Origin of the sequence: Sphingopyxis lindanitolerans, from assembly GCF_002993885.1 — a bacterium.
Classification (GTDB): Bacteria; Pseudomonadota; Alphaproteobacteria; order Sphingomonadales; family Sphingomonadaceae; genus Sphingopyxis; species Sphingopyxis lindanitolerans.
Genome location: NZ_CM009578.1, coordinates 2,031,664 through 2,055,129, shown reverse-complemented (window position 1 = coordinate 2,055,129; position 23,466 = coordinate 2,031,664). Strand labels below are relative to the sequence as shown.

Genomic DNA, 23,466 nt, shown 5'->3' with positions numbered 1-23,466 from the left:
CGCCGGTCCTGCAATCCTCCGCTACGGCATCGCCGCGTCGTGATCGGCGGCGGCTCCGGCAAGCGCGGTGAGCCGCGCCTCGTGGCTCGCCCGGTCGATCGCATAGCGGCGCAGGCCGATGGCCGCGACGATCGCGATCAGGATCATCAGCCCGCCAAGAATCCATCCCATCGTCGCCGCGGCGCTCGCGGGCCAGTCCTCGGGCCGGATGCGCTCGCTGAGCCCGACATAGGCGACGAGCTGGCCGACGATGAAGAGACCGAGCGCCTGGCCGAATTTCTGCGTCATCAGATAGCCGGCAAAAAAGACGCCTTCGATGCGTGTGCCATGATCGACCTCATGCGCTTCGACGATCTCGGCGACCATCGACGAGCAGGAGATATGGCCGACGACCAGCCCGAACAGCGACACGGTCATGAACGTCAGCAGCAGCGCCATCGACGGCCAGCCGCCGAGCTCGGGCCACCAGCCGAGGTTGCGCGCCGCATAGGGAAGGAAGGCGACGGCGCTGCTGAACAGCACCGCGGCGATCGCCGTGTCGCGCTTGCCGAAGCGACGATGCGCGCGCCCGACCGCGACGAAGGCGCCGAACACGGCGATCGCGAGGCCGAGTGGATAGAGGGCGAGCTGGTCGTCGGTCAGCCGCCAGATGTACAGCATCGCATAATTGATCGCGGCGATCGTCGTCGCATAGCCGGTGACGACGAACAGCGCCCCGCTCGCCAGCGCGACGAAGGACGGATTGCGAAAGGCGAGTGCGATCTCGGTCAGCATCGACGGCCCCTGCGCCTTTGCAGGCTGCGACGGCAGCGACAGAATGCGGCGGTGCTGGCCGACCGCCGAGCCGAGCGTGGCGATAATGATCAGCGCCGCGCCGAATAGGCCGAAGGCGGCATAGCCCGATGGGTCGAGCAGGCCGTTCTGCGCCGGATCGTCCGATTTCAGGAAATAGCCATAGGCGAGCGCGGTCGTCGCCAGCCCGCCGAGCCAGCCGAACAGAAAGCGAAAGCGCATCAGCGTGGTGCGCTCGTCATAATCGCGCGTCAGTTCGGCGACGAGCGAGACCGACGGAATCTCGCACGCCGAAACGAGGATGCGCACCGCGATGACGTTGAGGAAGAGGCCGAGGGTCGAATGGGCGGCGATGTCGGGCGACACCCACAGCAAGGTCCAGGCGATCGCCATCGGCAGCGCCGCGCCATAGAGCCACGGCAGCCGCCGCCCGATCCGCGTCCGCGTCGCGTCGGACAGCCGGCCGATCAGCGGATCGACCATGGCGTCGACGATCATCGCGCCGATCAGCACGAGCGACACGGTGCGCGGATCGAAGCCTAGCACCTGGTTGTAATAGATCATGAAGAAGGTGGTGAGCCCCACCTCCTTCACGCCGAGCGCGACGCTGCCAAGCCCGTGCGCGAGCTTGAGCCGCATCGGCAGCGCGCCGGAAGAAACGACAGCGGTCATTGCAGGCCGGCGGCTTCCGACGCGGCGAGCGCGGCGAGGCGCGCCTCATGGTCGGCGCGGTTGATCGGGAAGCGCGAGAAGGCCCAGGCCGAGAGGATTGTCGCGACGATGACGATCAGGCTGTAGCTGATGACGAGCCGATCGACGATTTGCGGCGCGACCTCGCCCGGAACCGCCTTGGCGGGCAGTCCCGAGAGGCTGATGAGCAGGCCGGTCAGCCCGATGCCGACCGCCGTCGCGCATTTCTGGACGAACATCCAGCCGGCGGCGAAAATCCCCTCGGTGCGGCGTCCGGTCTCGACCTGCGATGCCTCGACGACATCGGCGAGCATCGACTGGCCCGAGATCATCACCATCACCGCGTTGACGTTCGACACGAGGATGAAGGCCATCAGCAAATTGCTCGAAAAACTCGATCCGGTCGCCGGCCAGTGCCCCGACAGGAACAACGCGAAGGGCACGGTCCAGAAGATCGTGCTGATCACCCCGCACACCACCGCGACCTTCTTCTTGCCGAACCGGTGATGGAGCGGCTGCACCATCACGAAGGACATCACCACGCTGATCATCAGCAGCCAGGGCAGCGCCGCAAAAGCCCCTTCCGAAAAGCGCCAGACGTAAAGATAGAGGAAATTCGAGATGGTGAAGGTCATCTGAGTGCTCGAAATCGCGATCAGCGACGCGCCGAGCAGGATCAGCGCGGCGGGGTGACGCAGCGATTCCCATATCTCGGCAAAGGCCTGTTTCGGCGACGAGCGCGGCGGCTTGGTCGCCGGCAGATGCGCGACGCGGCGATGCTGGCCGAGCGCCGAGACGATCACCGTCACCCCCATGATCAGCGCGCCGCACAGGCCATAGAGCCAATAGCCGGACGGATTGAGCTGGCCGAACTTGTGCGTCGCGTCGGCGCGCAGGAAGACGGTGTTGGCGAGGAAGAAGACGAGCAGGCCGCCGCCCCAGGCGAAGAGGAAGCGGAAGCGGACCAGCGCGGTGCGTTCGTCATAATCGCTCGTCAGCTCGGCGACGAGCGACTGCGACGGCACTTCGCAGCACGAGACAAGCGTCCGCACCAGCACCGCGACGACGACCAGATAGGCAAAGATATGCGTATGATCGTCGGGCGGCGACCAGAGCAGCATCCACGCAAGCCCGAGCGGCAGCGGGGCAAGATAAAGCCACGGGTGGCGCCGTCCCCAGCGCGTATAGGTGCGGTCCGAAAAATAGCCGATCAGCGGATCGACGAACGCGTCGGCGAGCAGCGCGAACATCAGCGCGAGCGAAACCAGGCTCGCGTCGAGCCCGACCACCTGACTGTAGAAGATCAGCAGGAAGGTCGAAAAGCCGTTGTCCTTGACGCCGTAAGCGACGCTGCCGAGCCCGTGGAACAGCTTGAGGCCCAGCGGCAGCCGCGTCTGCGGCGGCGTGTCGGCACTCACGCGGCGGTCCCGGCCCCAACGCCCCCTTTCGCCGCGTCCTCCATCGCGGTCAGCGCGTCGAACATCCCCGGCGCCTCGGGATCCCAGGCGTGGCGCTGACCGATCGTCAGCCCGCCGTCGACCAGCATATGGGTGCCGGTCATGAACGAGCTGTCCTCGCTCGCAAGATAGGCGACGGCATTGGCGATGTCCTCGGGCTGGCCGCCGCGCGCGACCGGCTGGGCGTGCGCGCTCATGTCGGCGATGATCGCCTTTGCCGCATCCTTGCTGTCGTCGGGCACGTCGAGCGAGGAGGTGAAGATATTGGTGTTGATGAAGCCGGGGCAGATCGCGTTCACGCGGATGCCATATTGGGCGAGGTCGGTCGCCGCGACCTTGGTCAGGTGCAGCACGCCCGCCTTGGCCACCGCATAAGCGGTCGGCGAATAGCCCGCGCCGAGCGCCGCGACGCTCGCGGTGTTGACGATGCTCGCGCCATTGCGTCCCTTCATATGCGGGCTTGCGTAACGGATTCCCATCGCGACCGATTTCAGGATCAGGTCCATCGAGCGGTCCCAGCCCTCGGGCGTGATCTCGTCGATCGGCGCGCGGTCCCCGCCGGCGGCGGCATTGTTGAAGACGATGTCGATCCCGCCGGCCTTTTCGGCGGCGGCGTTCATCAGCGCCTCGATATCGCTCGGCACGGTGACGTCGCAGCGGATGAAGCTGATCTTGCCGTTCGAGGCCGCGGCAAGCGCCTGCCCGCCCGCTTCATCGATGTCGGCGGCAAAGACATGCGCGCCTTCGCCCGCGAGTTTCAGCACCGCGGCCTTGCCGATGCCCGATGCCGCGCCGGTGACGACGGCGACCTTGCCTGCGAATCGCATATCCTGGAGCTCCCGTTTTATTTTGCCACCTAGCTTAGGCGCGCGTGAAGCCGCGTCAACGGCGTGCAATCCGACGCTACGGCGCCGTAACGGCAGCTTGGTGCGCTCAAGTTGACGCTTGCGTAAAGTAGCGAACCGGACGTAGATTTGGCCGCAGAAGAGGAACCGATAGGATGAGCGAAGAGGACGCTTTCCGCGCCGAGGTGCGCGAATGGCTGGAGGCGAATTGCCCTGCCGAAATGCGTGAGCCCGTGCGGGACGAAGGCGATGTCTGCTGGGGCGGCCGCAACTGGGTGTTCAAGAACGACGCGCAGAAGCAATGGCTCGAAGCCTGTGCCGGCAAGGGCTACACCGTCCCCGACTGGCCCAAGGCCTATGGCGGCGCCGGGCTGACGCCTGAGCAGACCAAGATTTTCAAACAGGAAATGAAGCGCATCCACGCGCGCTCGCCGCTCGACAGCTTCGGCATCTGGATGCTCGGCCCCGCGCTGCTGCAATTCGGGACCGAGGAACAGAAGGTCCAGTATCTGAACCCGATCGCGCGCGGCGAAATCCGCTGGTGTCAGGGCTATTCGGAGCCCGGCTCGGGCAGCGACCTCGTGTCCTTGCAGACCTTTGGTGAGGACAAGGGCGATCATTGGGTCGTCAACGGCAGCAAGATCTGGACGAGCTACGCCGACAAGGCCGACTGGATCTTCTGCCTTGTCCGCACCGACAAGGCGAACAAGTACCAGGGCATCACCTTCATGCTCTTCGACATGGCGAGCAAGGGGGTCACGACCAAGCCGATCCTGCTGATCAGCGGCAACAGCCCGTTCTGCGAAACCTTCTTCGACGATGTCGAAGTGCCCAAGACGCAGTTCATCGGCGAAATCAATCGCGGCTGGGACGTCGCCAAATATCTGCTCGGCCACGAACGCGAGATGATCTCGGGCGGCGGTGCGGGCGGCGACATGGTCAGCATCGGCGGCGCTTTCGCCAAGGCGTTCGGCAAGAACGCCGCAGGCGAACTCGACGACCCGATATTGCGCGCCGAAATGGCGGCGTTCGACGTCGATGTCTTCGCCTATCGCGCGATGGGCGAGCGTTTCATGGACATGTGGAAGACCGGGCGAGCGCATCCGGCGTCGTCGAATATGATGAAATATGTTGGCACCGAGCTCAACAAGCGCCGCCACGAACTGGTGATGTCGGGCGGCGGCAGCGAGGCGCTCGAATGGGACAGCGAAGAAACCAATGGCGGCGCCCGCGCGCGCGGCTGGCTGCGCACCAAGGCCAATTCGATCGAAGGCGGGACGAGCGAAGTGATGCTCAACGTCATCGCCAAGCGTATCCTCGACCTGCCCGGAGCCTGACCCCATGCCTTTGTATCACAATGACGACCAGGCGATGCTCAAGGACAGCGTCGCGCCTTTCGTGGCCGAACAGGCGCCGGTTTCGCACCTTCGCAGCCTGCGCGACTCTGCCGACGCCACCGGCTTCTCGCGCGACCTGTGGGCGCAGTTCACCGAAATGGGCCTGCCCGGCATGCTGGTGCCCGAGGCGCATGGCGGGCTCGGCATGGGGCATATGGAAGCGGGCATCGTGCTCGAGGAAATCGGCCGCAACCTGACCCCGTCGCCGTTCCTGTCGACCGGCGTTGGCGCGGTCGCCGCGCTGGCGAAGGCGGGCGGGACGCAGGCCGGCCGCTGGCTCCCCGCGATCGCGGGCGGCGAAGCGATCGTCGCGCTCGCGATCGACGAAGGCGCCAAGCACCGCCCCGACCGCATCGCGACCACCGCGACGCGCGCCGGCAACGGCTTCCGCCTCGACGGCAAGAAGAGCTTTGTCCTCCACGGCCATGTCGCCGACATGAGCATCGTCGCGGCGAAAACCGACGGCGGCCTCACTTTGTTCGCGGTGCCCAGGGACGCGAAGGGCCTGACCGCCGACCCGCGCCGCCTCGTCGACTCCTCACTCGCCAGCCATGTCACCCTCGACGGGGTCGAAGTCGATGCCGACGCGGTGATCGGTGAGATCGACGCGGGCGGCGACATCCTCGACGCGCTGCTCGCCGCGACGCGCACCGGCGCCGCGGCCGAAATGGTCGGCGTCGGGCAGGGCGCGATGGACAGGACCGTCGCCTACCTCAAGGAACGCAAGCAGTTTGGGCGTCTGATCGGCGAATTCCAGGGGCTCCAGCACCGCGCCGCGCATCTCTATGGCGAAATGGAGGTCGCGCGCGCCACGGTGATGAAGGCGCAGCAATTGCTCGACGAGGGCAGCGAGGGCGCGAAGCTGATGGTCTCGGTCGCCAAGGCGAAAGCGGGGCGCGCCGCCAACCTCGCGGTGCGCGAGGGCGTGCAGATGCACGGCGGTATCGGCATGACCGACGAATATGACATCGGCCTCTATATGAAACGCGACCGTGCGCTCGCCGAATATATGGGCGATGTGCATTATCATATCGACCAGGTCGCGCGTATGAACGGCTACTGATCTCACCCCTCCCGCAAGCGGGAGGGGCAGCGAGACTTGCGAGCTTGCTCGCTAGTCACAGCGGGGAGGGCATAGCGCCCAGAGGCCCCACCCCAACCCTCCCCTGAAGGGGAGGGAGCAAAAGGATGAGACAATGAACCTCCAGGATATGTTCGGCCTCGACGGCCGCATTGCGCTCGTCACCGGCGGCTCGCGCGGAATCGGCAAGATGATCGTCGAGGGCTATCTCGCCGCGGGTGCCGCGCGCGTCTATATCTCGGCGCGCAAGAGTGCGCAGATCGAGGACGCCGTCGCCGATTTCGAAACCCGCTATCCGGGCAAGGTCATCGGCCTGCCGGTCGATCTCGCGACGGTCGAGGGCTGCCGCGCGCTCGCCAAGGAACTCGAGGCGCGCGAGGAACGGCTCGACATCCTCGTCAACAATGCCGGCGCCGCGTGGGGCGAACCGTTCGAGGGTTTCCCCGAGGCGGGCTGGGACAAGGTGATGGACATCAACGTCAAGTCGCCCTTCTTCCTGACTCAGGCGCTGCACGGGCTGCTCAAGGCCGGCGGATCGCACGAGCGTCCCGCGAAGGTCATCAACATCGGCTCGATCGACGGTATGCGTTTGAATCCGTGGGAGACCTACAGTTATCATGCGTCGAAGGCCGCGATTCTCTATCTGACCAAGCGCCTCGCGGCGCGGCTGGTGGCCGATCATATCCTCGTCACCGCCATCGCGCCGGGGGCTTTCCAGTCGGACATGAACAAGGCGGCGCGCGATCATGGCGACGCGGTCGCGCAGAGCATCCCGACGAAGCGGATCGGCGCGCCCGAGGATATGGCCGGCGCCGCGATCTTCCTCGCGTCGAAGGCGGGGGATTATGTCGTCGGCGACACGATCACCGTCGACGGCGGCCTCGTCCATGGCGATGTCAGGACCAGCATCGACGCGTAACAGCCTCCCTCCTTCATCGTCATGCCGAACTTGTTTCAGAGTCCATGGCCTGCGCTCTCGGCTGATGCTGCGCTTGCCGCAACGTCCGACCATGGATGCTGAAACAAGTTCGGCATGACGAGAGGATTGGGATTCTTGACTCGTTTGCGATCCTTGGTGTATTATTCACATAATGCACCAAGGAGAGGCTCCATGCGTTTCGCTGCCCTGATTCCTCCGCTCCTTCTCCTCGCCGCCTGCGGGCAGGGCGCGGACAAGAAGGACCAGCCCGAAATCTCGATCAACGCGGGCGACGCAAAGGGCGGCGTGCATATCTCGGCCGGGGACGGTGGCGGCCGGGTCCAGATTGGCGGCGAAGGCGGCGGTATCGACGTCAAGATCCCCGATTTCGTCGATCTCGATGTCGAGAGCGATTTCGACATCGACGGGGTCAAGCTCTATCCGGGCAGCAAGGTCACGGCGGTCAATGTCGACGCGAACGTCAAGGACGACGGTGACAAAGCGCGGGTCGAACTCGGCTTCACTTCGCCCGTCGCGCCGACCAGGGCGGCCGACTGGATGGCGAGCGAATTCGCCAAAAAGGGCGTCACGGTCACGCGCACCGGCAACACGCTGGCGGGCAAGAGCAAGGACGGCGACGATTTCACGATCGACCTCGGCCCCGACGGCGCCACCGCCAAGGGCAAGGTGAAGATCACCAAGGGGTAAGCAACCGTCGCTCCCGCGAAGGCGAGGGTTACCCGCTGTTCCGGAGCGCGGTCGCGATCGCGTTGATCGTGAGCTGGATGCCCTCGGCGATGCGCGGGTCGGTTTCGCCGGCGCGGTGGCGCTTCATCAGCTCGATCTGGAGCAGGTTGAGCGGTTCGATATAGGGCAGGCGCAGCCGGATCGACGCTTCGAGCGCCGGATTCTTCTCGAGCAGCCGCGTCTGGCCGGTGATGGTGAGCAGCCCGTCGTGCGCGCGGTTCCAGCCGTCGCGGACGCGCATGAAAATTGCGTCATGCCCGTCGATATGATCCGCCAGTTCGGCATAGCGCGCCGCGATCCCCATGTCGGATTTCGCCAGCACCATCTCCATATTGTCGAGTAGCGCGGCGAAGAAGGGCCAGCTTTGCGCCATGTCGGCAAGCAGCGCCTGGTCGCCGAACGCCGCGAACGCCTCGCCCGTCCCGTACCAGCCGGGCAGCATCGCGCGCGCCTGCGCCCAGCTGAACACCCACGGGATGGCGCGCAGATCCTCGATCGCGCTGCTTTTCGTCCGGCTCGACGGACGCGACCCGATCTTCAGCGTCGCGATCTCGGCGATCGGGGTCATCGCGCGGAAGAAATCCTTGAACGTCGGCGTGTCATAGACGAGCCCGCGATACGCCGTGAAAGCGGTGCCGGACAGCGCGTCCATCGCCGCGGTGAAGCGGCCGCAATTTGCCGCGTTCAGCCCCGCCGGCTCGATGCTCGCGAGCAGGCTTGCCGACACCATCGCCTCCAGATTGGTCGCGGCGCCGTCGGCGGTGCCATATTTCGCCGCGATCACCTCGCCCTGTTCGGTGATGCGGATGCGGCCCTGCACCGTGCCTGCGGGCTGCGCGCGGATCGCGGCAAAGGCGCTGCCGCCGCCGCGCCCGACCGCGCCGCCTCGGCCGTGGAACAATTGCATCGCGCTGCCCGCCGCCGCGAACACCGGGGTCAGCGCATCCGACGCCTGGTGCAGCCCCCAGGTCGAGGTCAGATAGCCGCCGTCCTTGTTCGAATCCGAATAGCCGATCATCACTTCCTGATGCCCGCGGGCGGTCACCTGCGGGCCGATTTCGGGCATCGCGAAATAGCGCGCCATGATCGCGGGGGCGCGATCGAGATCGGCGATCGTCTCGAACAGGGGCACGACCATCAGGTTCGATTCGCCCGCCGCCTCGCCGCTCCGCCACAACCCCGCCTCGCGCGCGAGGACATGGACTTCGAGCAGGTCGGACAGATCCTGCGCCATGCTGATGATCCACTGGCAGATCGCCTGCCCGCCCAGCCGCGCCTGTACGTCGGCGGCGGCCTGGACGATCGCGAGTTCGCCCGCGGTCTCGTCGCTCCACTGGTGCCACGGCGCGGCGAGCGGGCGGTTGACGGCGAGTTCGCGGCACAGCAGCGCGACGCGCGCCTCCTCGTCGAGCGCCAGATAGTCGGCCTCGACCCCCGATACCCGCAGCAGTTCGGCGAGCACGCGCTCGTGCACCGCGCTGTTCTGCCGCATGTCGAGCGTGGCGAGGTGGAAACCGAACACCTCGACCGCGCGGATCAGCCGCCCGAGCGCGCCGATCCCCGCGAGTTGGCCTTCGCCGCTCGCCGACAGGCCATCGGCGATGGTGACGAGGTCGTGGCGGAAATCGGCAGGGGCTCGATAGGCGTCACCCGCCAGCGCCGACGGGCGCGGCGGCGGCCTGCCGACGATGTCGGCATAGGTCGCGCAAATCCGCGCATAAATGCCCGACAGCGCGCGGCGATAGGGCTCGTCGCTCCGGCTCGGCGCGGTATCGCCGCTCGCCTCGGCCAGCGCCGTGACTGCATCGGCGACCGGCGCCAGGCTCGCCGACACCGACAGTTCGGCGCCGAGCGCATGCACCGCGTCGGCATAATGGCTGAGCACCGCCGCCGCGTTGCGCGTCGTTGCCATGTGCAGCGTCTCGGCTGTGACGAAGGGGTTGCCGTCGCGGTCGCCGCCGATCCAGCTTCCGACGCGCAGGAAGCTTGCGGGGCGCTGGCCCAGTTCCTTTTCCCACCGTGCATAAAGCTTGGGGATCACCGGCAGGAAGACACCCTGCAAATAGGTCAGCGCATTGTCGATTTCGTCGGCGACGAACAATTTTTCGGTGCGCAGCGGCCGCGTTTGCCACAGCAGCACGACCTGGCGGCGGATCGCATCCTCGATGATGTCGCCCTCGGGCGTCTCATCGTGCCCGGCGTCGCGCAGCGCCATCAGGTCGGCGACGCGGTTCTTGTGGTCGAGCACCGACTTGCGCCGCACTTCGGTCGGGTGCGCGGTCAGCACCGGCGCGACGAGCGCGGCGTTCAGCAGCGCGGCCACCGCATCGCTGCCGATCCCGTCGCCCTTCAGCTTTTCGAGCGCCGCCGCGACCGTCGCCTCGGGCTCGGCGGCGACGCCCTGCCGGTCCTCGGCCAGGTTGGCGAGCATCGAGAAGAGCATGAAGCCGCGAACGAAGGCGATCGTGTCGTCGAGGCTCAGCGCGTCGAGCCCCGGATCGATCGCCTCGGCCCCCGCGATGCCGCGATGCCGGTCGACGCTCGCCGAGCGGATATATTCGGTCTGCCGGAATAATTTCTCGCCGCCATGGGCGCGAATGACGTCGCCGAGGATCCGCCCGAGATAGCGGATGTCGGGGTTCTGGCTGATCTGGATCGGCGGGCCCATGGACGCAGGGTGCTGCACGGCAGCGGACGCTACGTCAAGCGGCGCATAGCTATGCGCGCCCCGATGTCACGTCTCAGGCAAAAACGTCATGGGTGTCGTCGGAAAAACCCACGCCGCGTTGCAGAGCGAGGGCGCCGCGGAGACCTCCCACCATCGCGCCGAGCAGCACCGCGCCGACAATCCACGAAGTGGGACTCCCATTGAGCAGCGCAAAGACGAGATAGAGCAACATCGCCAGCGTTCCGACGATCAGGCCGCGGCCTCGACGAAGCAGCATCCCCGCCGCCAGCATCACGACAACCAGCCCCACGGTGATCAAGGTGCCGAGTTCGCCTTCGCCGACAAGGCGGATCAGATTGTCCGTGCCGACCGAAAGCCAAAGCCGCAATGCACTTAATGCCGCGACGATGAACAACGCCGTCGATGCCGTCTGCGCTGCGTTCAACGCACCGGCGCGCGTCGTCAGATCGGGCGACCAGAGAGTCTTGAACGTGCCGCCGATGCCGCCTTCATAAGCCATGATATGCCCCCTCCGGCCGGCCTCAGACACCCCCGCGTCGCGATCACCGGTGGAGTTGGGTATCAAGCTCTGAAATGGCGGTCCAGCTCTATGACGATCAGCGCGTCCGCACCATCACCAGCGTTCCCATGTCGATGTGCGGCTGTCCGTCGAAAGTCACGCCATTGTGCGTGTCGGTGATGAACATCAGCTTCCCCGACCCGTCGGTGATCCGCGCCGAGACCGAATAGCGGCCCCGCGGGTCGAGCTTGCGATGATCGACCGTCAGCGAAAAGGCGAAGGGCACCTGGCGGCCGTCGGCGGTGAAGGATTGCCGCGCGATCGTGCGCGACGGCGCGTCCATCAGGCTGACGTCGGCGAGCTGGATCTCGACCTGTGCGGTGGGCGGCAAGGCTATGCGCTCGCGATAGGTGACGCTGCCGGTGACGCTCACCGGCTGTTCTGAGGGCATCAGCGTCGCGCAGGCTGCGAGCGGCAGGGTTGCGAGGCTGAGCGCAAGGGCGCGGGCGGTACGGACCATGATAGTCTCCTGTTCTGAAGGGCTGGCGGCCCGTTAGAAGCGTTCAGGTGAACTTACGCTGTCCGCCCTGTTCGGGTTCCCGTCAGCCTTCCAGCTCGACATCCCAATAGAGCCAGTCGATCCAGCTTTCGTGCAGATAGCCCGGCGGAAAGGCGCGGCCATTGTCCTGGAGCTGCCAGCTCGTCGGGCGCCACGGCTGGCGATGGAGCGGCATATGCGCCTGCCGCGGGGTGCGGCCGCCCTTTTTCAGGTTGCACGGCGCACAGGCGGTGGCGACATTCTCCCACGTCGTCCGCCCGCCGAGCCGGCGCGGCACGACATGGTCGAAGGTCAGATCCTTTCCCGACCCGCAATATTGGCACGCGAAACGATCGCGCAGGAACAGGTTGAAGCGGGTGAAGGCCGGGTGCTGCGACGGTTTCACATATTGGCGCAGCGCGATCACGCTGGGGATTGGCATCGTCCGCGTCGGCGAATGAATCTCGCGCTCGTAATTCTCGACGATGGTGACGCGGTCGAGGAAAACCGCCTTGACCGCGGTCTGCCACGGCCACAGGCTCAAGGGGTAATAGCTGAGCGGCGTATAGTCGGCGTTCAGCACCAGCGCGGGGCAATTGTCGGGATGGCGGGCGAGATCGGGATGGAACATGGCTCTGCGACGCTACCCCCTATGCTGCTGCGCGGGATGGCGCGTCACTGCCGTTCCCAAGTGACAGCGCCATTACATCACGCATATGATTCTGGCGTCAAGGGGGCATCTGCCGCAAGATATGGAAGGAACCTTGCGGGCGCGGCACAGCTTATGGTCCCGCGACGCCGCCCGTGCTGACCCGCTTTGCGCCCAGCCCGACGGGCGAGCTTCACCTCGGCCATGCCTATAGCGCGGCGCTCGCGCACGCGGCGGCGCGCGCTGCGGGCGGGCGCTTCCATCTCCGCATCGACGATATCGACGGCAGCCGGTCGCGCGAGAGCCATGTCGCGGCGGCGCTCGCCGATCTTGCCTGGCTCGGGCTCGACTGGGACGGCGATCCGGTGCGCCAGTCGCACCATCTCGAGGCCTATGCCGCGGCGCTCGGCGATCTGCGCGCGCGCGGTCTGGTCTATCCCTGCTTCTGCACCCGCGCCGATATCGCGGCGAGCCTCGCCGCGCCGCACGGGCCGCCCAATGCTTCGGGCGCCGCCGTCTATCCGGGCATCTGCCGCCATCTGAGCGCCGCTGAACGCGCGCGGCGGCTGGCGGCCGAGGCGCATTGCTGGCGGCTCGACATGGCGCGCGCCGCGGCGCTTGCCGGCGACCTCGGCTGGGAAGAGGCGGGGCAGGGGATGCGCGCCGCCGATCCCGCCGCGCATGGCGATATCGTCCTCGCGCGCAAGGACGCGCCCGCCAGCTATCATCTCGCCAGTACGATCGACGACGCCGAAATGGGGGTGACGCAGGTGATTCGCGGCGCCGACCTGATCGCCTCGACCGACGTCCACCGTTTGCTCCAGGCGCTGCTCGGGCTGGCGACGCCCGTCTATCGCCACCATGGCCTCATCTGCGGTCCCGATGGCCGTCGCCTCGCGAAGCGCGATGCTGCCGCTTCGCTCGCCGCGCTGCGCCGGGTGGGGGTCGACGGACCGGCGCTCGCCAAAGATTTGCGCGAAGGGCGGCTTCCGGCTGGATATTCGCTGCAAACTCCCTAAATAGGGTTTCATGCAGATCTTGCTCGTTCTTGCCGTCGTCGTGGCGGCTGGCCTCGTCCTCTTCTCGCTCGCCCGCGGGCTCATCTATTTCGCGCAGGGACACCGCGCGGCGATGGACGGCACCGTCCATGAGAATCAGGTGATGCAGAACAAGATGATGATGGCCCGCGTCAAGTGGCAGGCGATCACCATCATCCTGCTCATCATCATCGGCGTGACAGCCGGCAGCAGCTAAGTCTTTGGTAAAGCTTAATAAGATTTACACCCGCACCGGCGACGGCGGCACCACCGGGCTCGTCGACGGTTCGCGCATCGCCAAGTCGGCGCCGCTGATGGCGGCGGTCGGCGACGTCGATGAAACGAACAGCGCGATCGGCCTCGCCGCCGCCGCGCTCGATCCGGCGAGCGACGAGGCGGCGATGCTGTCGCGCATCCAGAATGAATTGTTCGACCTCGGCGCCGACCTGGCGACGCCGCCCGACATCGAGTTCGGCTTCGGCCCGCACGACATGGCGCTGCGCATCGTCCCCAGCCAGATCGCGCGGCTGGAAAATGAGATCGACGCCATGAACGCCGCGCTCGAATCCTTGCGGAGCTTCATCCTGCCCGGCGGGACCGAAGCGGCGGCGCGGCTCCATCTGGCGCGCGCGGTAACCCGCCGAGCCGAACGCGCGGCCGTCGCGGCCGGTGCCGAGCGCGACCTCAACCCGCTCGCGCTCAGCTATCTCAACCGCCTGTCGGATCATCTCTTCGTCCTGACCCGGCACATCAACGCCGCGGCGGGCGGCGACATCCTTTGGAAACCCGGCGCGACGCGCTGACCGAATTGTAAGGGCCGCCCTTACTTTCTTCGCCACCCCGGACTTGATCCGGGGGCCCGCTTGTCACCGTCGCCGAGCGGGGCCCCGGATCAAATCCGGGGTGACGGGGAGGCGCAGCACGTTCGAGCGCCGCGTCCCATCTTCTTGTTCCCTTAATGTTCTAGACATTCCTCGGCGCTGTAACCATATTCGTCACCTCGGGGAAACCGAATCACCGTCGGGGGGATTGTCTCATCATGGCCAGCCGCACCGACACATCGACCCGCATCGACCCGCTCGATGAACTGGCCCGCCGGTTCGCCGCGACCCGGCGCCTGTCGCTCGATCTCGTGGCAACGCTGTCCGACGCCGACGCGAGCGCGCAGTCGATGCCCGACGCTTCGCCCGCCAAATGGCATCTGGCGCACACGAGCTGGTTTTTCGAGAGTTTCGTGCTGCGCGATCATCTACCCGGCTACCGCGCGTTCGATGATCGCTTCGCCTTCCTCTTCAACAGCTATTACGAGGCCGAGGGGCCGCGCCACGCGCGCCCGCGCCGCGGCCTGCTGACGCGGCCGTCGCTCGACGAAATCCGGGTCTGGCGCGCGCATGTCGATGTCGCGGTGCAGAGCGCGCTGCCTGCCCTGCCGCCCGCCGCGCTCGCTCTCGTCGAACTCGGCATCCATCACGAGCAGCAGCATCAGGAATTGCTGCTCACCGACATCAAGCATCTCTTCGCGCAAAATCCGCTCGGACCCGCGGTGTGGCCGCGTGAAACGACAATCGCGAGTGAAGTTGCGCAGTTTTCCGTGGCTTTGGCGCCCGACGCCGACCCGGCGGAGGCGTTCCAGTGGATTCGGGGGGCGGAGGGTGTCGTCGCGATCGGCCACGACGGCGACGGCTTCGCGTTCGACTGTGAAGGTCCGCGCTTTTCCGCGCTTCTGACTCCGCATGCTCTCGCCAGTCGGCCGGTCAGCAATGGCGAATGGCGGCAGTTCGTCGACGACGGCGGCTATCACACGCCGTCGCTCTGGCTCAGCGACGGCTGGGCGTGGGTCCAGGCCGAGGGGGTCGAGGCGCCCGCCTATTGGCGGGAGGGGCATATTTTCACCCTGTCGGGCTGGCGCGAGATCGACCCCGCGGCGCCGGTGACGCACATCAGCCTTTATGAGGCCGACGCTTTCGCGAGCTGGGCCGGCGCGCGCCTGCCGACCGAACAGGAATGGGAGGCGGCGGCCGCCGCCTGCGATCCGCACGGCGGCCAGCAGCTCGATGCGGCCGGGCCGGTGCAGCCCGCCGCCGCGGCCGGTCCGGGGCTGGAGCAGATGTTCGGCGGCGTGTGGGAATGGACCGGCAGCGCCTACCGCCCCTATCCCGGCTTTCGCGCGGCGTCGGGCGCGGTCGGCGAATATAATGGCAAGTTCATGAGCGGGCAGTTCGTGCTGCGCGGCGGTAGCTGCGCGACCCCGCGTGGCCATATGCGCGCCAGCTACCGCAATTTCTTTTATCCCCATCAGCGCTGGCAATTCACCGGCCTGCGCCTCGCCAAGGATCTCTGACATGGGCGTTGTGCGTCAACTTCGGCAGATTTCCGCCGACGATACAGGCATCGACATCGGCTTTCGGGCCGACGTCCGCGCCGGTCTTTCGCAGCGGCAAAAGGCGATCCCCGCGCGCTGGTTCTACGACGCGACCGGGTCGGCGCTGTTCGAGGATATCACCGCGCTGCCCGAATATTATCCGACGCGCAGCGAGACCGACCTTCTGACGCGCCACGCCGCCGACATGGCGGCGGCGATCGGCGCCGGCCGGGCCGTCGTCGAACTGGGCTCGGGCAGCTCGACCAAGACGCCGCTGCTGCTCCAGGCGATCGCCCCCGCGGCCTATGTGCCGGTCGATATCTCGGGCGATTTCCTGCGCGCCAGCGCCGACGCGCTCGCGGCGCGCTTTCCGGGACTGCCCATCTATCCGGTCGAGGCCGATTTCACCCAGGCGGTCGATTTGCCGCGCGAGATTGGCGCGCTGCCCAAGCTCGGCTTCTTTCCCGGCTCGACGATCGGCAACATGGTCGCGCGCACCGCGGTCGACCTTTTGCGGGGCTGGCGCGCGACGCTCGGCGACGGATCTTTGCTCTTGATCGGGGTCGATCGGATCAAGGATGTCGCGGTACTGACACGCGCCTATGACGATCCGGCGGGGGTCACGGCGGCGTTCAACCTGAACCTGCTCGAACGCATCAACCGCGAGCTTGGCGGCACGATCCCGGTCGAGAATTTCACCCACCGCGCGGTGTGGGACGACACCCATGCGCGAATCGAAATGCACCTCGTCGCCGCGTGCGACATGGACTTCACGGTCGACGGGCGCGGCTATGCGATGGCGAAGGGCGAAACGATCCACAGCGAGAACAGCCATAAATATGGTCCGCGCGACGCGAACCTGCTGCTCCGCGCTGGGGGCTGGACGCCGGTCCGGACGTGGGACGACGTCGATCCCGCCTTCGCGCTGATCCTCGCGCAGGCGACGGAGTTCCGCTCGGCCCCCTGAGTGCGCCCCTTGACGCGCGGGTCCGAAGCCGTAGGGGCACGGACACGGATTTCAGCGAAAGGAACAGGCATGATCGTCGGCGTCATCGGGGCAGGACAAATGGGCGCGGGGATAGCGCAGGTGTCGGCGGGCGCCGGTCACGACGTGCTTCTCTCCGACATCGACATCGCGCGCGCCGAGGTGGGCAAGGCCGGTATCGCCAAGGCGCTCGGGCGCCTCGTCGCCAAGGAAAAAATGGCCCAGGCCGACGCCGATGCGCTGCTCGGGCGCATCACCCCCGTCGCCGATCACGCGGCCTTTGCACCCGCCGACCTCGTCATCGAGGCGGCGACCGAGCGCGAAGAGATCAAGCGCGCGATCTTCGCGAGCGTCGGCGCGCATCTCTCCGCCACCGCGATCCTGGCGTCGAACACCAGCTCGATCCCGATCACCCGCCTCGCGCAGGCGGCGCCCGACCCGGCGCGCTTCATCGGCGTCCATTTCTTCAACCCGGTACCGGTGATGGGCCTGATCGAGCTGATCCGCGGCCTTGCGACCAGTGACGCGACGCTGGCGACGGTCGAGGCTTTTGGCCGCGGGCTGGGCAAACAGATCGTCCACGCCAACGACGCGCCGGGCTTCATCGTCAACCGCGTGCTGATGCCGCTGATCAACGAAGCGATCTTCGCGCTCGGCGAAGGCGTCGCGACGATGCAGGACATCGACGCGGGGTGCCGCCTCGGCCTCAACCATCCGATGGGACCGATCACGCTCGCCGACTTCATCGGCCTCGACACCTGTCTCGAGATCATCCGCGTGCTGCAATCGGGCACCGGCGACCCGAAATTCCGCCCCGCGCCTTTGCTCGTCCAATATGTCGAGGCGGGCTGGGTCGGCCGCAAGGCGGGGCGCGGCTTCTACGACTGGACCGGACCCGAACCGGTGCCGACGCGATGAATAGGCCGGGCCCCGGAATTTAGGGCTGGACCGCAGGCGCGTCCTTGCGCAGCATGTGGGCCGGAAATCCATGGGGGAGGACATCATGCGTTCGATCATCGCGGCCGCCGCGGCAGCCCTTCTCGCATCGGCCCCCGCGCACGCCCAGGAGGGCGCGCCCAAGGATTCGACGGTGAAGGACACCGCGAACACCGTGGCCGAACCCTTCGACGGCAAGGAGGTGCCGCCCAAGCTGCTGGCGATCGTCGGCGCGCCCTATTCGCTGGCCGGGCTCGGCAAATGCGCGGCGATCATCCGCGAAATCAACGAACTCGACGCCGTGCTCGGCCCCGACGTCAATGAGACGGTCGACAAGAGCCGGGCGCAGAAGCGCGAGGAAACCGCCGGCCGCGTCGCGGGCAGCGTCGCGGGATCGATCATCCCCTTTCGCGGCCTGATCGGCGAAGTGACCGGCGCCAATGCCGAACGCCGCCGCTATGCCGAGGCCGTCTATGCCGGGACGGTGCGGCGCGGCTTTTTGAAAGGCGTCGGACTCGAACGCGGCTGCAAGGCCCCGGCGCGCCCCTGAATGGAGAGAGATTGATGCAGGTTGCCGACATTCGTCCCTTCACCATCGACGTGCCGCAGGCGGCGCTCGACGATCTTCAGGCGCGGCTCGCGAACACGCGCTGGCCCGAGCAGGAGACGGTCGGCGACTGGGACCAGGGTGTCCCGCTCGCCTATGCGCAGGAACTCGCCGCATACTGGCAACGCGATTACGACTGGCGCAAGGTCGAGGCGCGGCTGAACGCGCTGCCCCAGTATCTCGCGGCGATCGACGGGCTCGATATCCATTTCCTCCACATCCGTTCGCCCAATCCCGCTGCGCGACCGCTGATCCTGACGCACGGTTGGCCGGGGTCGGTGCTCGAATTTCTCGATGTGATCGAACCGCTCTCCGCCGACTATCATCTCGTGATCCCGTCGCTTCCCGGCTATGGTTTTTCGGGTAAGCCGGCCGAAGCCAAGTGGAGCGTCGAGCATATCGCGGCGGCGTGGGACGCCTTGATGCTCGCGCTCGGCTATCCGCGCTATTTCGCGCAGGGCGGCGACTGGGGCAGCGCCGTGACCTCGGCGATCGGCGGCCATCATGCCGAGCATTGCGCGGGAATCCACATCAACATGATCGTCGGTCAGCCCGACCCGACGACGATGGCCGACCTGACCGAGGACGAACAGGCCTATCTCGCGCGCTTTGGCTGGTATCGCGCCAAGGACAATGGCTATTCGACCCAGCAGGCGACGCGCCCACAGACCCTGGGCTATGGGCTCGCCGATTCGCCGGTCGGGCAGATGTGCTGGATCGTCGAGAAATGCCACGGTTGGACCGATTGCGGGCACGAACCCGGCGGCCAGTCGGTCGGCGGACATCCCGAAAAGGCGCTGACCAAGGACGCGATGCTCGATGCCGTCAGCCTCTATTGGCTGACCAACAGCGCCGCCTCCTCGGCGCGGCTTTACTGGCACAGCTTTGCGACCTTCGGCTTCGGTGAAATCCATGTGCCGACCGGGTGCAGCCTGTTCCCGAACGAAATCATGCGCCTGTCGCGTCGCTGGGCCGGGCAGCGTTACAAGAATATCGTCCACTGGAACGCGCTGCCCCGCGGCGGCCATTTCGCGGCGTGGGAGCAGCCCAACCTGTTCGTCGGCGAAGTGCGCGCGGCGCTGTCGCAGATGACCCTATAGCGAAATAGCGGGCCGCCAGCCTCAAGGCCGGCGGCCCGCCCCCTTTTTTCCTTTCGGATCAGAGCGGCGTCATCACCGGACGGCAGGTTTCGGGCGCCGACCGCTGTGCGGTATTCCACGTCACCATATTGCCGTTGCGCGCAAGCCGCGCCCCGGTCCGGTTTTCATAAATCTGGCCGCGGTTCGCCGGCGTTGCTTGCAGGGTCATCGTGCGGCCGCGGTTGACGCGGACGATCGCGGCGTTGGGAAGATAGTTGACGGTCAATTTCGTACCGCGGTCGCACTGATAGCTGCTGCCGGTGCGGGGCGGGGTCGAAGCGCAGGCCGTGAGGGCCAGGGCCAGGAGGGACGCCGCGCCTATTTTCATGGCTTCCTGCATTGTTCTTCTCCCCTCAATAGCCCGAACGCACGCACAGCACGTCGGCCAGATAGACGCGGCCCGACACGGTCTCCATATGCTCGCGCGCCGATCCGTTCCATCCGATCGAGCGGCACCACGTGTCGGCGGTGCGCGCGGCGCAGTTCGCGGTCGCCGATCCATTGGCACAGGCGAGGACGCGGGTGCTGCCCTGCGCTGGCTGAGTGTGGAATTCGGCGAAATTGCCGCGCGCGACCTGGTCGTTCGCGGGCGGGCTCGGGTTCCAGCCGCCCCCGCCGCTTCCGACCGGGCGGATCGACTGGATGGTGATGCCGCGCAGGATATTGTTCAGCATCGGTGTGTCGCGGTCGATGGTGCGGCAATTGCCGCGATAGCGGGTCTTTTCGCACAGTTCCCACCGGCCGCTCTTCACGCGGACCGAATTGACCGGCCAGGCCAGGCCGAGATTGGGTTTGGCTTCGCCGATGAAGACCGCAGGCCCCTTATAGGCGGCATCGCGATAGATGGTCGCCTCGGCGGGGCGATAAAGCCGTTCGTCGGGCGTTTGGGCGCTTGAGGCGGCGAAAAATCCCGCCCCCATCGACAGCGCCGCGGCAGCAAGGATCGATACGCGATAAGCGGTTCTCATGGGCGACCTCCCCGATTGCAAATGCGCGCTTGGGATTTCTTATGTTCCCATGAGCTTACGCTATGTTCGACCGGCTTGCAAATCATCCTGGGCACCGGCTTCGCGGTAGGTCAGGGCGCCTTCGCTGGCGCCGCAGGAACGGCGGGCGGCGCGGTTGTCGTGGCGGCTATCGTCGGCGGTGGCGGCGCGACGGGCGGCGCGATGCCGAGCATCAGCCCGGCAAGCGCCGCCGACATCAGGTTCGACAGGCTGCCCGCGAGCAATGCCTTGAGACCCAGTTTCGCGATCATCGGGCGCTGGTTCGGCGCGAGGCCGCCGGTCACCGCCATCTGGATCGCGATCGAGCTGAAATTGGCGAAACCGCACAGCGCGAAGGTCGCGATCGCGATCGACGCGGGCGACAGCGTCGCCTGGATTTTGCCGAGGTCGATGAAGGCGACGAATTCGTTGAGGACGATCTTGGTGCCGAACAGCCCGCCGACCGCGGCGCTTTCATGCCACGGCACCCCCATCAGCCACATCACCGGGCGAAAGATCGTGCCGATGATCGCCTGGAACGACAGGTCGGGATAGCCGAACCAGCCGCCGATGCCTCCGAGCAGCCCGTTAGCGAGCGCGACGAGCGCGACGAAGGCGAGCACCATCGCGCCGACCGCGACCGCGAGCCGGACGCCGGTCTGCGCGCCCTGCGCCGCCGCCATGATGATGTTCGCGGGCTTTTCCTCGTCGTGGCTCGCCTCGGGCATGATTACGGGTTCGATGCCCAGATCCTTGGGATCGTCGGGCATCATGATCTTGGCCATCAAAATGCCGCCGGGCGCCGACATGAAGCTCGCGGCGAGCAGATAGGGCAGCAGATGTTCGCCGATCATGCTGGCATAGGCGCCGAGGATCGTCCCCGCGACCCCCGCCATGCCCACCGTCATGATGGTGAAGAGCTGCGACGGGGTCAGGCTGGCGAGATAGGGACGGATGACGAGCGGGCTTTCGCTCTGCCCGACGAAGATGTTCGCCGCGGCGCCCAGGCTTTCGACCTTGGTGATGCCGGTGATCTTCTGGATCGCGCCGCCGACCCATTTGATCACGAGTTGCATAATGCCGAGATAATAGAGGATCGAGATCATCGAGGCGAAGAAGATGATCACCGGCAGCGCCGCGATCGCGAAGCTGTGGCCGCCCATCTCGGGGCTTGCGAGCGGGCCGAAGATGAAATCGGTCCCCGCCTTCGCATAGCCGAGCAGGTTCGACACGCCGCCTGACATTGTCTGGATGATGCTACGGCCCCACGGGGTGCCGAGCACGAGCAGCGCGAAGCCCGCTTGCAGCAGGAAGGCGGGCAGGACGACGCGAAGGCGAATCCAGCGCCGGTTGGATGAAAAGAGCACGGCGATCGCAAGCAATGCGACGATGCCGAGCAGACCGATCAGGCGTTCCATGATAAAGAGTGCGTCCCCCGCAAGTTTGTTGCGCCCTGTCTAACGGGCTTTGGCGGCGGGGCAAGCCTGTGCGGATGCGGCATCTTTCCAGCCGCCGCAAAAGCGATTAAGCGGCGCCGATGGAAACTAGCTCTTCGCGCGTCATCGCGCCCTCGTTGCTGCTGTTCGCGATCCTTTATGGCGGGATGGTTCCGCTCGGCGGCTTCCTGGGCGCGAAGCAGGTCGCGCTGGGGCCGCTGGCGGTCGAGGCCGGGATTTTCCCCTTTCTGACGCTGATCGCCATCTCGAGCGGCATCGCCGAATTGCACGGGCGCGCGGTGGCCGACCGGCTTGTCCGGCTGGGTTTCATTCCGCTCGTGCTGGCGATCCTGCTGACCCTGTTCGTGCTGCAACTGCCGACCGATCCCGGCATGTACGAGCCCGCAAAAGCGGCGTTCCCCGTCATCGTCGGGCAGAGCTGGCGGATGATGGCGGCGGGGATTCTCGCCTATGGCGTGTCGGTCAGCCTCAACGTCTGGCTCTTTTCGCGGATGACCGCGAACAACGGGCGGCTGCTGCCGTTGCGCGGCTTCGTCGCCGCGGCGCTCAGCCAGATCATCGATACATTGATCTTCATCACCGTCAGCTTCTATGGCGTCCGTCCGATCGGCGATCTGATGCTCGGCCAGATGATCGCCAAGATCGTGCTGTCGGCGGTGATGGTGCCGCTGCTCGTGATGGCGGTGGTTGCGATCGGCCGCAAGCTCGACGCGAACAACGCTGGATGATGCCCGTGACCGATCCTTCGACAATGCCCGACCTGCTCGCCAAGGCCGAAACGCTCGTCGAGGCGCTGCCCTATCTGCAGCGCTATGCCGGCGAGACGTTCGTGATCAAATATGGCGGCCACGCGATGGGCGACCCCGAGGCGCAGCGCGACTTCGCCGAGGATGTCGTCTTGCTGAAAGCGGTCGGCATCAACCCGGTCGTCGTCCATGGCGGCGGGCCGCAGATCGGCGCGATGCTGAAACAGCTCGGGATCGAATCGACCTTTGTCGGCGGGCTTCGCGTCACCGACGCCGCGACCGCCGAGGTCGCCGAGATGGTGCTCGCGGGCAAGATCAACAAGGAAATCGTCAGTTGGATCGCCGGTCTCGGCGGTCGCGCGGTTGGCATTTCGGGCAAGGACGCCAATCTGGTGCTCGCCGAAAAGGTGACACGCACCGAGCCCGACCCCAATTCGGGGATCGAGCGCCACGTCGATCTCGGCTTTGTCGGCGAGCCCGTCGCGGTCGATCCGACGATCCTCACCAACCTGACCAAAGACAATTTCATCCCGGTCATTGCGCCCGTCGCGCTCGGTGCCGATGGCGCGACCTATAATATCAACGCCGACACGATGGCGGGCGCGATCGCCGGTGCGCTCGGCGCCAAGCGCTTCTTCCTGCTCACCGACGTCGCGGGCGTGCTCGACAAGTCGGGGGCGCTGCTCACCGATCTCGACCGCGCCGCGATCGATGCGCTCAAGGCTGACGCGACGATCACCGGCGGCATGATCCCCAAGGTCGAGACCTGCGTCGCCGCGGTCGATGCTGGGGTCGAGGCGGCGGTCATCCTCGACGGACGCATCCCGCATGCGATGCTGCTCGAAATTTTCACCGCACGGGGTGCGGGCACGCTCATTCACCGCTAAGACAGCCATCGAGACCCCCTT

Annotated in this window: 24 protein-coding genes; 14 read left to right on the top strand and 10 right to left on the bottom strand. The window is 66.5% G+C overall.

Annotated elements, in window-relative coordinates; all coding sequences use genetic code 11:
- Positions 1-21 precede the first annotated feature (21 nt).
- Genes CVO77_RS09885 through CVO77_RS09875 form a run of 3 tightly spaced genes read right to left on the bottom strand, consistent with a single transcriptional unit; the run spans position 22 to position 3,766 of the window.
- Positions 22-1,464 carry an MFS transporter gene (locus CVO77_RS09885; protein WP_105998899.1) on the bottom strand — a complete coding sequence of 481 codons (1,443 nt, stop codon included), beginning with the start codon at positions 1,462-1,464 and terminating at the stop codon, positions 22-24.
- A complete protein-coding gene (locus CVO77_RS09880) occupies positions 1,461-2,900 on the bottom strand; it encodes an MFS transporter (protein ID WP_158258032.1) in 1,440 nt (479 codons plus the stop codon). The genes CVO77_RS09885 and CVO77_RS09880 overlap by 4 nt, the downstream gene beginning before the upstream one ends.
- Entirely contained in the window at positions 2,897-3,766 is an 870-nt protein-coding gene (locus CVO77_RS09875; RefSeq protein WP_105998897.1) for an SDR family NAD(P)-dependent oxidoreductase, read from the bottom strand. Before CVO77_RS09875 ends, CVO77_RS09880 begins: the two co-directional genes overlap by 4 nt.
- 173 nt (positions 3,767-3,939) lie before the next feature.
- Between CVO77_RS09875 and CVO77_RS09870 the strand changes: the two genes are divergently transcribed.
- The 4 genes from CVO77_RS09870 (at position 3,940) to CVO77_RS09855 (ending at position 7,889) form a co-directional block, all read left to right on the top strand.
- On the top strand, positions 3,940-5,121 hold the full coding sequence (locus CVO77_RS09870) for an acyl-CoA dehydrogenase family protein (protein WP_105998896.1): 1,182 nt from the start codon (positions 3,940-3,942) through the stop codon (positions 5,119-5,121).
- A 4-nt stretch (positions 5,122-5,125) separates the two neighbouring features.
- Entirely contained in the window at positions 5,126-6,244 is a 1,119-nt protein-coding gene (locus tag CVO77_RS09865) for an acyl-CoA dehydrogenase family protein (protein ID WP_105998895.1), read from the top strand.
- Positions 6,245-6,377: 133 nt separating this feature from the next.
- Positions 6,378-7,181, top strand: coding sequence for an SDR family oxidoreductase (locus CVO77_RS09860; RefSeq protein WP_105998894.1), 804 nt, complete (start codon positions 6,378-6,380; stop codon positions 7,179-7,181).
- Positions 7,182-7,373: 192 nt separating this feature from the next.
- On the top strand, positions 7,374-7,889 hold the full coding sequence (locus CVO77_RS09855) for a hypothetical protein (protein WP_105998893.1): 516 nt from the start codon (positions 7,374-7,376) through the stop codon (positions 7,887-7,889).
- Positions 7,890-7,917: 28 nt separating this feature from the next.
- Here CVO77_RS09855 and ppc read toward each other — a convergent pair whose 3' ends face one another.
- The 4 genes from ppc to CVO77_RS09835 form a co-directional block, all read right to left on the bottom strand.
- Positions 7,918-10,596, bottom strand: a complete 2,679-nt coding sequence (ppc, locus tag CVO77_RS09850; protein ID WP_105998892.1) for a phosphoenolpyruvate carboxylase — start codon at positions 10,594-10,596, stop codon at positions 7,918-7,920.
- 73 nt (positions 10,597-10,669) lie between these two features.
- Entirely contained in the window at positions 10,670-11,116 is a 447-nt protein-coding gene (locus CVO77_RS09845; RefSeq protein ID WP_105998891.1) for a hypothetical protein, read from the bottom strand.
- Between the two features lie 97 nt (positions 11,117-11,213).
- Positions 11,214-11,636: a YbaY family lipoprotein gene (locus CVO77_RS09840; RefSeq protein ID WP_105998890.1), complete on the bottom strand. Its 423-nt coding sequence runs from the start codon at positions 11,634-11,636 to the stop codon at positions 11,214-11,216.
- An 82-nt stretch (positions 11,637-11,718) separates the two neighbouring features.
- On the bottom strand, positions 11,719-12,285 hold the full coding sequence (locus CVO77_RS09835) for an HNH endonuclease (RefSeq protein WP_105998889.1): 567 nt from the start codon (positions 12,283-12,285) through the stop codon (positions 11,719-11,721).
- A 173-nt stretch (positions 12,286-12,458) separates the two neighbouring features.
- Here CVO77_RS09835 and gluQRS point away from each other — a divergent pair, with 173 nt between their 5' ends.
- The 8 genes from gluQRS to CVO77_RS09795 all read left to right on the top strand — a co-directional run bounded on the left by gluQRS (position 12,459) and on the right by CVO77_RS09795 (position 19,330).
- Positions 12,459-13,322, top strand: a complete 864-nt coding sequence (gene gluQRS / locus CVO77_RS09830; protein ID WP_105998888.1) for a tRNA glutamyl-Q(34) synthetase GluQRS — start codon at positions 12,459-12,461, stop codon at positions 13,320-13,322.
- 10 nt (positions 13,323-13,332) lie between these two features.
- Positions 13,333-13,557, top strand: coding sequence for an HIG1 domain-containing protein (locus CVO77_RS09825; protein WP_105998887.1), 225 nt, complete (start codon positions 13,333-13,335; stop codon positions 13,555-13,557).
- 4 nt (positions 13,558-13,561) lie between these two features.
- Positions 13,562-14,143 (top strand): cob(I)yrinic acid a,c-diamide adenosyltransferase, encoded by a 582-nt coding sequence (locus tag CVO77_RS09820; RefSeq protein WP_105998886.1) that lies wholly within the window; start codon positions 13,562-13,564, stop codon positions 14,141-14,143.
- Between the two features lie 236 nt (positions 14,144-14,379).
- Positions 14,380-15,681 (top strand): ergothioneine biosynthesis protein EgtB, encoded by a 1,302-nt coding sequence (gene egtB / locus CVO77_RS09815; protein WP_105998885.1) that lies wholly within the window; start codon positions 14,380-14,382, stop codon positions 15,679-15,681.
- A 1-nt stretch (position 15,682) separates the two neighbouring features.
- Positions 15,683-16,669, top strand: a complete 987-nt coding sequence (egtD, locus tag CVO77_RS09810; protein ID WP_105998884.1) for an L-histidine N(alpha)-methyltransferase — start codon at positions 15,683-15,685, stop codon at positions 16,667-16,669.
- A 69-nt stretch (positions 16,670-16,738) separates the two neighbouring features.
- The gene (locus CVO77_RS09805) at positions 16,739-17,605 is read left to right on the top strand and encodes a 3-hydroxyacyl-CoA dehydrogenase NAD-binding domain-containing protein (RefSeq protein ID WP_105998883.1); all 867 of its coding nucleotides are present in this window, start codon (positions 16,739-16,741) and stop codon (positions 17,603-17,605) included.
- Positions 17,606-17,690: 85 nt separating this feature from the next.
- Entirely contained in the window at positions 17,691-18,173 is a 483-nt protein-coding gene (locus tag CVO77_RS09800) for a hypothetical protein (RefSeq protein WP_242446164.1), read from the top strand.
- Positions 18,174-18,187: 14 nt separating this feature from the next.
- Positions 18,188-19,330, top strand: coding sequence for an epoxide hydrolase family protein (locus tag CVO77_RS09795; RefSeq protein WP_197709679.1), 1,143 nt, complete (start codon positions 18,188-18,190; stop codon positions 19,328-19,330).
- A gap of 58 nt (positions 19,331-19,388) precedes the next feature.
- Here CVO77_RS09795 and CVO77_RS09790 read toward each other — a convergent pair whose 3' ends face one another.
- The 3 genes from CVO77_RS09790 to CVO77_RS09780 form a co-directional block, all read right to left on the bottom strand.
- Entirely contained in the window at positions 19,389-19,709 is a 321-nt protein-coding gene (locus CVO77_RS09790) for an MliC family protein (RefSeq protein WP_105998881.1), read from the bottom strand.
- Between the two features lie 13 nt (positions 19,710-19,722).
- Positions 19,723-20,337 (bottom strand): beta/gamma crystallin-related protein, encoded by a 615-nt coding sequence (locus tag CVO77_RS09785; RefSeq protein ID WP_105998880.1) that lies wholly within the window; start codon positions 20,335-20,337, stop codon positions 19,723-19,725.
- Between the two features lie 110 nt (positions 20,338-20,447).
- Positions 20,448-21,773, bottom strand: coding sequence for a NupC/NupG family nucleoside CNT transporter (locus tag CVO77_RS09780; protein WP_242446163.1), 1,326 nt, complete (start codon positions 21,771-21,773; stop codon positions 20,448-20,450).
- 119 nt (positions 21,774-21,892) lie between these two features.
- On the opposite strand from CVO77_RS09780, the gene CVO77_RS09775 reads away from it, so the two are divergent.
- A complete protein-coding gene (locus CVO77_RS09775) occupies positions 21,893-22,540 on the top strand; it encodes a queuosine precursor transporter (protein ID WP_105998879.1) in 648 nt (215 codons plus the stop codon).
- Positions 22,537-23,445: an acetylglutamate kinase gene (gene argB / locus CVO77_RS09770; protein WP_105998878.1), complete on the top strand. Its 909-nt coding sequence runs from the start codon at positions 22,537-22,539 to the stop codon at positions 23,443-23,445. Before CVO77_RS09775 ends, argB begins: the two co-directional genes overlap by 4 nt.
- The last annotated feature ends 21 nt before the right edge of the window (positions 23,446-23,466 follow it).